We start from the raw sequence: 13,038 nt of genomic DNA on the forward strand, positions 1-13,038 counted from the left end.
AAATAATTCCACACTGTGAAGCCACAAAGTGTGGAATTTACCTATGGGTACCCACTAGTTTAAATAGTCTAAACTTAAAAATAAATTATAAAACGTAAGAATAAGTTGACAAACTTAAAAATAAGTTGTACGTTTGAATTGCTGATTAACTGACTTAGTATTTCTTCCGATGGTTATAATTAAAAAACCTTAAATATATTTATGGTTTTAGGTTACATAATACACATCGGTATAATGCCAAAGTTTAATTTTAAAATGGTATTAAATGGTAACTTTAACAAAAGCAGAGGAAAAGATAATGAAGCTTCTTTGGAAGCTGGAGAAAGGATTTATTAAAGATATTATAGAAGAACTTCCAGAACCTAAACCTCCGTATAATAGTGTATCAACTATTGTTAGGGTGTTGGTGAAAAAAGAAATTGTGGGTTTTAATAAGTACGGTGGAACGTATGAGTATTATCCATTAATATCAAAAGATGAATACAGGAAGGGCCAAATGAGCAACCTGCTTAATGGGTACTTTAATAACTCTCTTTCTCAGGTAGTCAATTTCTTCTCAGAAAGTAAAAACGTAAAAATTGATGAAGTTAATGAAGCAATAAAGATGCTCGAAGAACTTAAAAATAAGAAAAATGGCTAAGTTTCTATTGTACTTGTTTGAATCGGGTTTATGCCTGACCTTGTTTTATTTAGGGTATGTTATTTTCTTTCGCAAGGAAACCTATTTTACCTTTAATCGCATTTACCTGTTGACTTCAATGGCTTTAGCCCTGCTAATGCCATTAATTCCCTTGCAGCTAGAGGCGAATGAAACGGAGTACATAAATGAAGCTCTTACTACGGTTGGAACCTTTAGAAATTATTATGAGGATTTTGTTTATCATTTTGATGCAGAGTATGATGCTCCAGTTATTAATGATACAAATCAAAACGCTATGCTCAGTCAAAGCTTTGTTAGTTCTTCAGTAAACATCATAAAACTAATATTTTATATATACATCGTAGGCCTGCTATTTTTTAGTTTACGACTCATATTTCTCCTTTATCATTTATCCACATATATCAGAAAAAATCATATTAGCGTAAGCGATGGTTTTTCTGTAGTATCCATAAAAGAAGAGGCACCATCCTTTTCCTTTTTAAAATGGATTTTTGTTAATGAGGAAAATCTTAAACCCGAGGAATTTAGGCAGGTATTGGCGCATGAAAAAGTTCATGTGCAGCACAAACATTCGGTGGATTTAATTTTGGCACATATCATTACTATGTTCCAATGGTTTAATCCGCTTACATGGCGCATACAGAAATCGCTTAAAACATGCCACGAGTATATTGCCGACAGACAGGTAATTAACCAAGGGCATGAGTTATTCGATTATCAGTCTCTATTACTGAGTCAGTTAATTAGCATTCGCTCAGTTGAGCTGGTAAACAATTTTAATTTATTATCCATTAAAAAACGAATTGCCATGATGAATAAAATAAAATCAGGAAGAATAGCGAAACTAAAGGCAGTTTTGGTTATTCCTATCATAGCGTTTGCATTTATATTTTTTGCAAACTGTACCGAATCCTTTAATGATTCAGCAGATAATACAAAGGAAAATTCAGCGACCTTAAAATCTGTGTCGATAAATCTTCCTACAGCAAATGAAGTTAAGGAGTACGATAAAAACTTTATCCTATGCACATTAACTTTAAGTAAGGATGGTTTTTATTATAATGATGCAAAGCACGATTTTGATAAAGTAGATGAATTAATTGCTTCAATTGACCTTTCCGAATACGAAGGAAACGGCAAGAAAATGACTGTTTTATTGAATATAGATAAGTCGGTTAAAATGGGCCAAATGGATCAGGTAAGACAAGCTCTTAGAAATCATAACCTATTAAAAGTTGGATATCTTGTTAAAGATGGAAAGGCTTTGTTTATGTTACTACCACCTAAAAACGCTATGTTGTTGGATGAGGATAAAATAGCCAACCTTTTTAAAATTAATCTAAAAGGAGATAAATCTACAACAGATGTAGCTGCTGATTTAACAAACTATATATACGAATATAATGATTGTGTTTTATCGTATAAGTATGATAACAGTACAACGTACGAAGAGTTTGTTGGTGTGGCGGATATGGTGTTTCATTCTATCAACAATATCAGAAGGGCTGAAGCCAAAGCAAATGGAGAAAATTTTGATACGCTGGAAGGACAAGCTCAAAAGGTATATCGTAAAAAGTATCCTATTAGGTTAGTACAAATAAACACAGATGTAGAATAAAATTAATATTAGCCTGGCAGAGGATTATCTGCTGGGCTTTTTCTAGTTTAATATGTTAATAGATGCTCATACACATAGCGCTTCAAAAGGAGTCGATTTATCCATCATTAATTGTTACCCTTCAGAAGTACAGTTAAATGACTCGTATGTCTATTCCTGTGGAATACATCCTTGGTATATTAAACCTGAAAAAACAGAAGAATGGATAAGCGGTATTGATTCTTTATGCAAGAACAATAACATTGTTGCCATTGGCGAATGTGGTTTAGATAAAAACATTGACGATTTAGAATATCAAAAAGAGGTGTTTAAAACCCAAATAAGACTTTCGGAGCAATACAAGCTTCCTTGTATTATTCATTCCGTTAAGACGCATCATTTAATACTTGAAATCAAAAAAGAGACTCGGGCGCAAATGCCTTGGTTGGTGCATGGGTTTAGTGGTTCAATCGAAACGGCTCAACAGTTCGCATCTCAAAATATTTTTATTTCTTTTGGAGAAAATTTAATCAAGCATCCGGATAAATTTAAAAAGCTGCTAAACCAAGTTGATATGGACTTTGTTTTGTTCGAAACCGATGATAGTGATGTCACTATTCAAGAGGTATATCGAGAGGCAGCTAAGCTATTAAATAAAGATTTGGCATGGCTTGAAAATAAAATAGAAATGAATTTTAATAGATTTTTGGGTAAATGAATTGGTTGGAAAGAACAGAACTGCTGTTGGGAGATGAGAAAGTAGAAGCATTATCAAATAAGAATGTATTGGTGGTTGGACTAGGTGGAGTAGGAGCCTATGCAGCCGAAATGATTGCTCGTGCTGGTATTGGTAAAATGACCATTGTAGATGGAGATACGGTAAATGCGAGTAACCGCAACCGACAATTGCCTGCTTTAATAAGTACTGATGGTAAAGAGAAAGCCGAGGTAATGGAGGCTAGATTAAAAGATATTAATGCAGCTATTCAACTTACTGTGATATCTGATTTTATTGCCGAAGAAGATTTTGCTCAATTATTGGATAATGACTTTGATTATGTGGTGGATGCTATTGATACTCTGGCGCCAAAAGTAGCCTTAATTAAAGAGGCTGTTCATCGAAAAATACCACTTATCTCATCTATGGGTGCCGGCGGAAAAATGGACCCTTCTACAATAGAAATAACAGATATCTCCAAATCCAAATACTGTAACTTAGCTCGCATGGTGCGTAAGCGCTTATACAAAGAAGGAATTAGAAAAGGAGTTACTGTGGTGTATTCCTACGAAGAAGCCAATAAAGAGGCAGTTATCAAAACCGAAGGAGAAAGAAATAAGAAAACGACGGTCGGCACAATTTCTTATATGCCAGCTATTTTTGGTTGTATGGTGGCCAGTAGGGTTATTAGGGATTTAGCCGAGGTTTAGTGTACTCATGAGGTGACTATTTAATGATATAAATAGCCACCTTGTAAATTATTTACCACTTTATATTTTCATCGATAAACGAAATTAAACTAGCGGCCATCTTTTTATTATCATCCACTCTGGGATGCCCTGATTTATTGATATACGGAAAAACATGAGTATAAATATTACTGTCATCCAGCGAATCAACAGCTTGCTGCACATAGCCTGGCCATGGTGAACCTTCTTCAGTGGCACTCATACTTCCTAACGCACAAACAATTGGCGTATTAGGGTATACTTCTCTAATGCTTGATACAAATTTTGCATAGGCATCAATTATCTTTACTGGGCTTGGAGCTTCATTTCCAAATCGATATTTGAACTGATCGTTATTGGGCAATTTAACTAACCAGCTATCATTTTGCATCAGGTTAATAACTACTAGGTTAGGAATTTTTTGAGAGAAATCCCAAATACTCAAAGAATCCAGAGGATTTAAACGGTTGTATATTTCTGGCATAATAGGGCGATCCCAACTTACCTGAATTCCTATTCCAGAACGCACCGTACAATGTATATCTGCATTAAAATGGCGAGCGGTTAAAGCTGCGTAGGTTTTATAATTATTGGTGAACGTACTATCCGGAGAGTCGCCACCTGTGTTATCCTCAATGGCATATCCGGCGGTAATGCTATTACCGTAGAATTCAATGAATTTTTCCTTTTTAGGCGATGCCTTCAGTACTTTTCCATTTTCTATTATAAACCCATTGAACTGAGTGCTTCCGGTTGGCCATTCGTTGCGTTTTACAAGTGTTATGCTATGCGCTTTACTCGAATCTAAACTATCGGCCAATACATATGTTTTTGCACCCTTATCCAGTTTAATAGGGTACTCAGCTTGTCCGTCAATAACCACATTGTAATAGTTTTCGCCGTTTTGGTCAGTTAAGGTAGCCGATATACAACAGCCCTTAAAATTCATGCTAACCGATGATGCACTCCAGTATAATTCTGGAGAATTAGGATTTTCAAAGTTAATTCTGCCAACATAGCTAAGTTCTGAATTGCTAGGTTCTACTTTTACAATACTCGGTTGACATCCTGTAATAAGGGCAATTAGTAATAATAAAATGGATATGTTTTTCATTTGATGGTAGTATGTTTTTGGTTTTTATTTTATTTCTAATCCACTGTAGCCACATTTGACTCTGGCAAAATATGGTTTATTGGGGAATTGGTTATTGAATAAATAATCTAATAATTGCTCTTCTCTAGGAGTCTCTATTTTTTCATTGTAATTACATCGTCTATCGTGGTAAATTATCATCTTATCATATAGAATATATGATGAACCTCCTTTAGAAAAAACTTTCCAGTAAAGGTCATTGTTCCAGACGGTACTATTTTCGCTAAGTTTAGATTCGGAGTTTAATATTCTATTAAATTGCTGTTGAGCAGAAATAGAATCTTTAAATAGTAGAAAATCAAATGATAAATATTTTAAATAGGATTTTAGCTCTGTCAGATTCAAAGCTTTTGGACCATAACCAAATCCGATTTCGGGAAATATAAGTGCTGTGTCTGAATTGTAATCATACTCCTCTTCAATTAGAACTGACCAATCCTTTAAAGTATCAACCTTAGTAATGCTAGTAATTACATAGATACTGTCAATAAATTTAACTATTTCTTCAACGGTCTTAGTTTCATTGTATGCAATTATTTTAGCGACAGTGTCAATATTCTTCTCTTTAAAATGATTTTTATTTTTATCCTTTTTATTGGAGCAACTTGCTAAAATAAGAAGTAAAAGAAGGATCAGATATTGGTTCATTGTACAGCATTTTAAATAATATAATCCACACAAGATCTTGATTCAAGTATTGGACGGATAATTCCTCCAACTGCAACGTGATCTGGGTGTTTGGCGTAAATATCCAAGTCTTCTAAAGAATCTACATCCACGGTTAAAGCAATATCAAAAGCTTCAGCTGGATTTGCATTTAAGCCGACTTGAAGTGATATGATTTCACTTATTTTGGCAGGAAGGGCATCTAGTGCATCTTTAATTTCATTTAGTTTTTCAGTTTTAGCCACTTCCGATTCAAATGGCTGTAGCTTGAATAAAACTATGTGTCTAATCATCGTATTTTTATTTAATGTTTACTTTTGTTCTGCTTATCTTTACAAAGATAAGATTTAAACAGTTTATTGAAAAAGACTAAAAGATAAACCCAAGCACATGTTAGTAATTGGTATTGCAGGCGGAACAGGTTCTGGAAAAACAACCGTAGTTAGAAAGATAATTGAGCAGTTACCGCCTGGCGAAGTGACTGTACTTCCGCAGGATTCGTATTATAGAGATAATGCAAATATCTCGTTGGAGGAGAGGCAGAAAATTAATTTTGATCATCCCAATAGTATTGAGTTTGAATTGTTGAGAGAGCACCTAAAACAGCTGAAAGAATGTAAAACCATTCAACAACCTACCTACTCATACTTAACCTGTACACGAGGAGAAGAAACCATTCCTGTAAAGCCTACCAAGGTGGTTATAGTAGAAGGGATATTGATATTAGGCAATAAAGAGTTGAGGGATTTAATGGACTTGCGCATTTTTGTTGATGCAGATGCCGACGATCGTTTAGCAAGAGTAATTTCACGTGATATTATTGAGCGCGGACGCGATGTTTCGCAGGTGCTGGAGCGTTACGAAAAAACAGTAAAACCAAGTCACTTACAGTTTATTGAACCAACAAAGCGTTATGCCAACCTTATTGTTCCTCAAGGCGGAAATAACACAGTAGCCATCAACCTTTTAAAACAATATATTGAGCAAAATCTGGAATTAGCTTAAACCTTAAAATACTAAATTATGCAAGAGAATTTACATCCTGAGAATATTCTATTTATAGATATTGAAACAGTTCCGCAGCATCCTAGTTACAGCGATGTTGATGAGAATTTGCAAAAGTTGTGGGATAAAAAAGCCCAGTACTTTTTAAAAGATGAAGAAACGCCTGCGGATATATACCAAAGAGCAGGCATTTATGCTGAGTTTGGCAAAATAGTTTGTATTTCGGCAGGAGTAATTCATCATGTACAAGGTGAAATGCATTTTAAGGTAAAGAGTTTTGCCAACGATGATGAAAAGCAGCTTTTGATGGAGTTCAGAGATATGTTGGAGAATTTTATGAGCAAAGGTCCTGATAAGAATTTATGTGGACATAACGCCAAGGAATTCGACTTTCCATATATCGCACGGCGTATGCTCATTAATGGTTTAAAGCTACCTCAGGCACTTAATATTGCAGGTAAAAAACCATGGGAAATTAAGTTTTTAGATACGCTTGACCTATGGAAATTTGGCGACTATAAACATTATACTTCGCTTAATTTACTAACTACAATATTTAATATTCCTTCTCCAAAAGATGATATTGATGGAAGTCAGGTAGCGGATGTTTACTATAAAGAAAACGACCTGGAGCGAATTGCCATTTACTGCGAAAAAGATGTATTAGCCACTGCACAGCTTTTACTAAGGTTAATGGGCAAGCCATTGATAGAAGAGGATTATTTTGAAAGGGTGATTTAAGTGTGAAGTAAGTTTATAGTCATGTTAATGGTATTCTGAAGGATTATAAATAAAGGAGGTACCAATGTTTTGGAATAAACTGAAGAAGAATAAAGCTTTTGCAAAGATTGAACTCACAGATTTGGGACTTCAAGTATCCTATTATGATGAAATAACAAAAGTTTTTTGGGATGAAATAATTATTTTAAAAGCATTCAAGATTGATAATTTGGTAGTGGATGATATTTGTTTAGAAATTCAAACCGACAATAAGGTTGTTGTTGTATCAGAAGAGTTTGAAGGTTGGAGTGAATTATTGATCAAGATATTAGATAAATTCCCTATGATCTCTAAGGATTGGGAAAGCAATATTGCTTTTCCACCATTCGAAAGAAAGGAGATGGAATTGTATAATGCAAGTCGAGAGTAAATATACTCAGTATTAAAAATTACAAGAATTATCAATTTAGTGTTAGAGTAGATATTAAAGTTTTATTCTTTAATAAGCTATCTTAGGGCTATACTCCAATAATAAATTTATAACCAAGACTATAACTAATGGAAGAAACCAAAAAACTCTATTCTCAAACATCTATTGCAATTGCAACTTATTTTGGAGGACCTGCAGCAGCTGGTTATTTAGTAAAAAAGAATTATGAATCATTTAGTCAGGAGGATAGTGGAAAAAAAGCCTTTCTAATAGGTATTTTTTCTACTCTGTTGATATTTGCTGGTTTATTTTCCTTGCCAGAACATATTGTGGATAAAGTCCCTAATGTAGTAATACCTGCAATATACACAGGGATTATATATCTAATTGTAGAAAGACTTCAAGGGCAATGGCTTAAGGAACATAAAGAATCTGAGGGTAAATTCCAAAGTGGATGGAAAGCAGCAGGAATCGGAGTAATTTTTATGGTTATAGTTTTTGCAGTAATAATGCTTGTTGCTTTTATTTCAGGAGACTTATCAAACCAAGATTTTGATGCTAAGGTATATGATGCTGGGATTGAAGAATTTTCTAAAAATGAAAACCAATCGCTGAAAGTCTTTAGTATTGTTGATAATGAAGAGCCACAAACATTAATAAAGGAATTAAATAAGGGAATTGTTTTATGGGAAGAGAATAGGACAATAATAACGAACCTTAATACTATTGAAAACCTTCCAGTAGAATTATTAGAACAAAATAAAATCTTGCTAAATTATTGTGAACTAAGAATAGAACACTATGATTTAATAGTAAGAGCGTTGACGGAAGAGACCGATAAATATGCAGTTGAAATAGAGAAATTAGGTGTAGAAATTAATCAAATAATTGATAATCTTTAAAGTTGAATATAACTATTTACCTGATGAATAGTTCTCTTTGATTCACCACAAAAGAATACAGATAGCAAAAATGAAAAATACTTACATATACATTGGAGTATCAATAATACTGGCATTAATAGGGTTTATAACGGGGCCACAGTTTATTAAAATCTCAATTCAACAATTAGATTTAAATAACGTTGATATTGTTTGGCGAACCATGCGAGGACAGTTTTTACAAAATTTTATTTTTAGCATAGCAATTGGGCTATTACCATTTTTACATCTGATATCAACTAAATTGTCAAAGGCAGATTCGATGGTTAAAAAGTATGTTTCTATTGGAGTTATTCTTATTATAGGAATTGTTTGTTGGCAGTTAAGAATTTTTCAGTTGAACACGATATTTGATTCGTATAATCAATTTGAATCGAGCGAAGATATTACCAATCAATACTCCGCTGAAGATTTGAAATTAGGGTATTATTTAATTTATGGATTCATCATCGGTTTTTTAATGAATACAATTGTACTTAGAATGGTAAATAGAAGAAGTACTGATTATTAAAACTGAAGAGCGGAATAGCATATGAAATTATAAAAAAGATGCTAGTTTGCTATTTTTGTTGATGTTGAAGAGTTGAAGTTAACTTTATAAAAAAAACTTGTCCTATTGAAATAAGACAAGTTTTTCATTTTATTTTTTACTTCCACTTAATACTACAACCGATTGCTTTAGTAAAATCTACCTTTACCGTTTTGCCTTCTAGTAGGTTATTAACAGCATTTTCAATATGTTTTTCCTTTACAGCAGAGGCGTTTTGGGTGTTGTCATCAATAGCGCCAATATATCTTACAAATAGCTCACTACCTTTTTTCTGTAGTACAAAGGCATGTGGAGTTCGGGTTGCACCATAAGCTTTACCTATCTCTTGCGATTCATCATATAAATAAGGAAACGTAAAACCTTTTTCAGCCGATCGCTCTTTCATTTTTTCAAAAGAATCTGAAGGATAAGCTTCTGCATCGTTTGAGCTTATTGCAATAACAGGGTATCCTTTTGTTTTATACTTTTTATCCAAGGCTATAATTCTATCCTCGTATGCAACAGAATAAGGACAGTGATTGCAAGTAAATATTACAATAAAACCTTTAGCCTGATCATAATTGCTTAATGAAACAATTTTATCATCAATATTCTTTAATTTAAAATCGATGGCTTTATCTCCTGGCGAATATCCCTTGGAAAAAACACTTAATGATAACAGCAGGGAGAATGCAGTAATAATTAGCTTTTTCATGTCTCTAAAATTTTATGTTGATTGTTAATGATTGTCGATTATAGTTTAGATTGGATTTTGGTATACAGTTCATCGTAAGATAATTGACCCTCATGAAAGGCTCTGTCCTCTTTTTTGTAGATAATGGTAGCTGGAATACCTCCACTCCAATCTTTATTGACTAAATCAATCCATGAATTACCATCAGGATCGTTTAATAACACCACCTCTTCATAAACGTGATGTTTTTTCATAAAAGGAATTAAGCGTGATGTTTTATGACTGGCAAAATCTAGGCTCACAAACAAAAACTTAACTTTTTCTTGTTTTAGTTCTTCTGCCGTTTGTAAAAAGTGAGGAAGCTCTTCAATACATGGTTTACACCAAGTAGCCCAAAAATTTACTACATAAACAGTGTCAGTATTTTTATTTAAATACGGCTTTAGCTCCTTAAAATTTAGCTCTTTTACTTCTTGAGCAAATGTGATATTACCAAGGCTAAAGAGTATAAAAAGAAAAAAGATATAATGCTTCTTCATAATAAAAGTCTTTAATTATTATAAAAGAAACAATAAGTAGAGTAATCAGTTCAAATTGCTGATTATTAAATATTTTGTATATAAGGAGTAGTTCTAAAAATAAGTTTGTTTACAATAGATTTTAGCTTGAACTATATTTCAAGAAAATACTTTAGGGTTTTAATAAACAACTCTGTTTGTTCAGCATGTAACCAATGGCCTGCGTTTGGTATATCGGCCAATTGAGCAGAAGGAAAGTATTTGCGCATCTGTTGCATATCTTCATCTTGCACATATGGCGACTTGGCACCACGAATCATGATAACCGTTTTTTCTTCAGGAAATTCAGGATTAGCTTCAAATTCGCTAACACCATCCATCAATTCATCTAAATGGGTAGAGATGGCATTCAAATTTAATTTCCAAAATAGCTTTTTATCTTCACCGCGACCAATGTTCTTCAGTAAAAAAGAACGTACCATATCATTGGGTATACGCTCTTTCAGTATTTTATCAACCGAACTTCTGGAAGCATGTTCCGAAGGATTAACCGACAATAAAGCATCTATAATGGTACGATGGTCGTTGGTAATGTGAGCGTAATTACTAAAGTTGTTATATGATTTAGGAGCAATATCTAATACCACCAATTTATCCACTAATGTGGGATTTTGCAGTGCAAAAGCCATGGCTGTTTTTCCACCCATAGAGTGTCCCATAATAATGGCTTTATCTAGTTGCTTTTGCTGCATAAAGTCTTTTAAATCCTGTGCCATTACACCGTAATTCATCTCCTGGCTATGTGGCGACATACCATGATTTCGCTGATCGATAATAAATATCTTGAATTTATCCTCTAATAAACGAGCTATACTTAGCCAATTATCCGACGAACCATATAATCCATGTATGATGATGAGATTTTGATCTCCTTGTCCTAGCTCACGATAGAAAAGTTTCATGCTCTTAAATTCAAAAAAAACGGTTCTCCATTACCCCTTGGAGCAACAAAGAACCGTTATATATTTTAGTAATAATACTATTTAACTAGTTGTTGCTTATATAGCTGTATTGTTTTCTCCAGCCCCATATATAGTGCATCGCAAATTAATGCATGACCAATAGATACTTCTGCTAAATACGGAATGTTTTGTGAAAAGAACTTCAGGTTTTCCAAACTTAAATCGTGACCTGCGTTTATTTTTAAACCCGCTTTTTTAGCAATCTCTGCAGCTGCCACAAAAGGAGCAACTGCTGCATCTCTGTCCTTAACAAAATCAGTAGCATATGGTTCTGTGTAAAGCTCTATTCTATCCGTATTGGTATGTGCTGCAGCAGCCACATTATCTAAATCGGTATCAATAAAAATAGAAGTACGAATACCCGCCTCGTTAAACTCAGCAATTACATCTTGTAAAAACGATTTGTTTTTAATTGTGTCCCAACCTGCGTTAGAAGTCAGTGCTTCAGGAGGATCGGGCACAAGCGTAACTTGATGAGGTCGAGCTTTTTTTACCAAATCGATAAAGTCGCTCGATGGATATCCTTCTATATTAAACTCGGTTTTTATAACGGGCACAATATCAAAAACATCCTGATAGCGGATATGTCTTTCATCTGGTCTAGGATGAACAGTAACACCATCGCCACCAAAATTTTGTACATCAATAGCTGCCTTTAAAACATTAGGTTCTGTACCTCCACGCGAGTTACGAAGGGTGGCTATCTTATTTATATTTACACTTAACTTAGTCATTCTAATTTATTTTGTCATCATACACAGCGAGTTAGTCTAAAACTCAGAAATAAACCAATTAATCATTTGATTGTTTCATTTTATGAGACTAAATTTAATCCTGTGTCTTATAAAAAAAGGAGAAAATTAAATATCTCTCCTCGGCACAAAGTTAAGAGTATTTCTTGAAACTGTTATATGTTAGCGAAAGATTTGATATCAGATATAGTTCCTTCTTTAAGAACTTCCGACACGGGCTTAGATGCCCTAAATTGGATGGAGGTTTTTAGGGTCTCTCATTTGCCTATTGTGAATAACAAACAATTTTTGGGTTTAGTTAGCGATACCGATATTTATGACCTGAATAAACCTGAGGAACCATTAGGTAATCATGAGTTATCTCTTACTACGCCTTATGTTTTTGACAACCAGCATATTTATACTGTCATTGAGCTAGTTTCGCGCTTACAATTAACTGTTATACCTGTATTGCAGAGAAACAACGAATACATTGGCTTGATTACGCAGGCTGATTTATTAAAGAATTTTGCCGACTTAATTGCTGTGCATACTCCTGGAGGAATTGTGGAGATTGAAGTTCCATCTTACGATTATTCGCTCACAGAAATAGCTAGAATCATTGAAGATGCCGACACCAAACCACTGAGTTTTTACATGAGTCAGGATGTAATTAATGATGTATTAAAGATTACTATTAAGCTTAATAGAGAAGATATATCACCTGTTCTTAGCGCCTTTGATAGATATGATTATAAGGTGACCGCCTCATATTCAGAAAACGATAGTGTTGATGAAATTGTGAAGAAGAATTATGATGCCTTAATAAGGTATTTGAGCGTATAGAAATTATACACTGTGTAGTTGGATATTAATTGGTTAAATAAAAAAGTTAACTTATCGCTGTTTTGTTTTTTTTGTTTTT

17 protein-coding genes are annotated in these 13,038 nt (G+C 33.7%); 10 read left to right on the top strand and 7 right to left on the bottom strand.

Annotation, left to right across the window (positions count from 1 at the left end; translation table 11 throughout):
* Nucleotides 1-265 precede the first annotated feature (265 nt).
* The 4 genes from A8L32_RS10110 to A8L32_RS10125 are packed head-to-tail and all read left to right on the top strand — an operon-like array spanning nucleotide 266 to nucleotide 3,686.
* On the top strand, nucleotides 266-640 hold the full coding sequence (locus tag A8L32_RS10110; protein WP_066630354.1) for a BlaI/MecI/CopY family transcriptional regulator: 375 nt from the start codon (nucleotides 266-268) through the stop codon (nucleotides 638-640).
* Nucleotides 633-2,279, top strand: a complete 1,647-nt coding sequence (locus tag A8L32_RS10115; RefSeq protein WP_066630355.1) for a M56 family metallopeptidase — start codon at nucleotides 633-635, stop codon at nucleotides 2,277-2,279. Before A8L32_RS10110 ends, A8L32_RS10115 begins: the two co-directional genes overlap by 8 nt.
* A 52-nt stretch (nucleotides 2,280-2,331) precedes the next feature.
* Nucleotides 2,332-2,976 carry a TatD family hydrolase gene (locus tag A8L32_RS10120; protein WP_066630357.1) on the top strand — a complete coding sequence of 215 codons (645 nt, stop codon included), beginning with the start codon at nucleotides 2,332-2,334 and terminating at the stop codon, nucleotides 2,974-2,976.
* A complete protein-coding gene (locus A8L32_RS10125) occupies nucleotides 2,973-3,686 on the top strand; it encodes a tRNA threonylcarbamoyladenosine dehydratase (RefSeq protein WP_066630358.1) in 714 nt (237 codons plus the stop codon). The genes A8L32_RS10120 and A8L32_RS10125 overlap by 4 nt, the downstream gene beginning before the upstream one ends.
* Before the next feature lie 52 nt (nucleotides 3,687-3,738).
* On the opposite strand, the gene A8L32_RS10130 is transcribed toward A8L32_RS10125, so the two are convergent.
* From A8L32_RS10130 to A8L32_RS10140, 3 genes are read right to left on the bottom strand one after another with little or no spacing between them, the layout of a single operon-like run.
* Nucleotides 3,739-4,818 (bottom strand): SGNH/GDSL hydrolase family protein, encoded by a 1,080-nt coding sequence (locus A8L32_RS10130; protein ID WP_066630359.1) that lies wholly within the window; start codon nucleotides 4,816-4,818, stop codon nucleotides 3,739-3,741.
* Between the two features lie 24 nt (nucleotides 4,819-4,842).
* Nucleotides 4,843-5,505 carry a hypothetical protein gene (locus A8L32_RS10135; RefSeq protein WP_066630360.1) on the bottom strand — a complete coding sequence of 221 codons (663 nt, stop codon included), beginning with the start codon at nucleotides 5,503-5,505 and terminating at the stop codon, nucleotides 4,843-4,845.
* An 11-nt stretch (nucleotides 5,506-5,516) separates the two neighbouring features.
* Nucleotides 5,517-5,816, bottom strand: a complete 300-nt coding sequence (locus A8L32_RS10140; RefSeq protein ID WP_066630362.1) for a Dabb family protein — start codon at nucleotides 5,814-5,816, stop codon at nucleotides 5,517-5,519.
* A 97-nt stretch (nucleotides 5,817-5,913) separates the two neighbouring features.
* Between A8L32_RS10140 and udk the strand changes: the two genes are divergently transcribed.
* The 5 genes from udk (at nucleotide 5,914) to A8L32_RS10165 (ending at nucleotide 9,130) form a co-directional block, all read left to right on the top strand.
* Nucleotides 5,914-6,528, top strand: coding sequence for a uridine kinase (udk, locus tag A8L32_RS10145; RefSeq protein WP_066630364.1), 615 nt, complete (start codon nucleotides 5,914-5,916; stop codon nucleotides 6,526-6,528).
* A gap of 18 nt (nucleotides 6,529-6,546) precedes the next feature.
* The gene (locus tag A8L32_RS10150; protein ID WP_066630365.1) at nucleotides 6,547-7,269 is read left to right on the top strand and encodes a 3'-5' exonuclease; all 723 of its coding nucleotides are present in this window, start codon (nucleotides 6,547-6,549) and stop codon (nucleotides 7,267-7,269) included.
* A 64-nt stretch (nucleotides 7,270-7,333) separates the two neighbouring features.
* A complete protein-coding gene (locus A8L32_RS10155; RefSeq protein WP_066630366.1) occupies nucleotides 7,334-7,678 on the top strand; it encodes a hypothetical protein in 345 nt (114 codons plus the stop codon).
* Nucleotides 7,679-7,806: 128 nt separating this feature from the next.
* Entirely contained in the window at nucleotides 7,807-8,580 is a 774-nt protein-coding gene (locus tag A8L32_RS10160) for a hypothetical protein (protein WP_066630368.1), read from the top strand.
* A 70-nt stretch (nucleotides 8,581-8,650) separates the two neighbouring features.
* Nucleotides 8,651-9,130 carry a hypothetical protein gene (locus A8L32_RS10165; protein WP_066630370.1) on the top strand — a complete coding sequence of 160 codons (480 nt, stop codon included), beginning with the start codon at nucleotides 8,651-8,653 and terminating at the stop codon, nucleotides 9,128-9,130.
* 136 nt (nucleotides 9,131-9,266) lie between these two features.
* On the opposite strand, the gene A8L32_RS10170 is transcribed toward A8L32_RS10165, so the two are convergent.
* The 4 genes from A8L32_RS10170 to A8L32_RS10185 form a co-directional block, all read right to left on the bottom strand.
* Nucleotides 9,267-9,863, bottom strand: coding sequence for a thioredoxin family protein (locus tag A8L32_RS10170; RefSeq protein ID WP_066630371.1), 597 nt, complete (start codon nucleotides 9,861-9,863; stop codon nucleotides 9,267-9,269).
* A 38-nt stretch (nucleotides 9,864-9,901) separates the two neighbouring features.
* Nucleotides 9,902-10,381 carry a TlpA family protein disulfide reductase gene (locus A8L32_RS10175; protein ID WP_066630373.1) on the bottom strand — a complete coding sequence of 160 codons (480 nt, stop codon included), beginning with the start codon at nucleotides 10,379-10,381 and terminating at the stop codon, nucleotides 9,902-9,904.
* 131 nt (nucleotides 10,382-10,512) lie between these two features.
* Entirely contained in the window at nucleotides 10,513-11,322 is an 810-nt protein-coding gene (locus tag A8L32_RS10180; RefSeq protein ID WP_066630375.1) for an alpha/beta fold hydrolase, read from the bottom strand.
* Nucleotides 11,323-11,399: 77 nt separating this feature from the next.
* Entirely contained in the window at nucleotides 11,400-12,116 is a 717-nt protein-coding gene (locus tag A8L32_RS10185; protein ID WP_066630377.1) for a pyridoxine 5'-phosphate synthase, read from the bottom strand.
* Between the two features lie 177 nt (nucleotides 12,117-12,293).
* On the opposite strand from A8L32_RS10185, the gene A8L32_RS10190 reads away from it, so the two are divergent.
* Complete coding sequence (locus A8L32_RS10190) at nucleotides 12,294-12,959, top strand: CBS domain-containing protein (RefSeq protein WP_066630378.1); 666 nt, start codon at nucleotides 12,294-12,296, stop codon at nucleotides 12,957-12,959.
* The last annotated feature ends 79 nt before the right edge of the window (nucleotides 12,960-13,038 follow it).

Source organism: Labilibacter marinus (assembly GCF_001659685.2).
Taxonomy (GTDB): domain Bacteria; phylum Bacteroidota; class Bacteroidia; order Bacteroidales; family Marinilabiliaceae; genus Saccharicrinis; species Saccharicrinis marinus.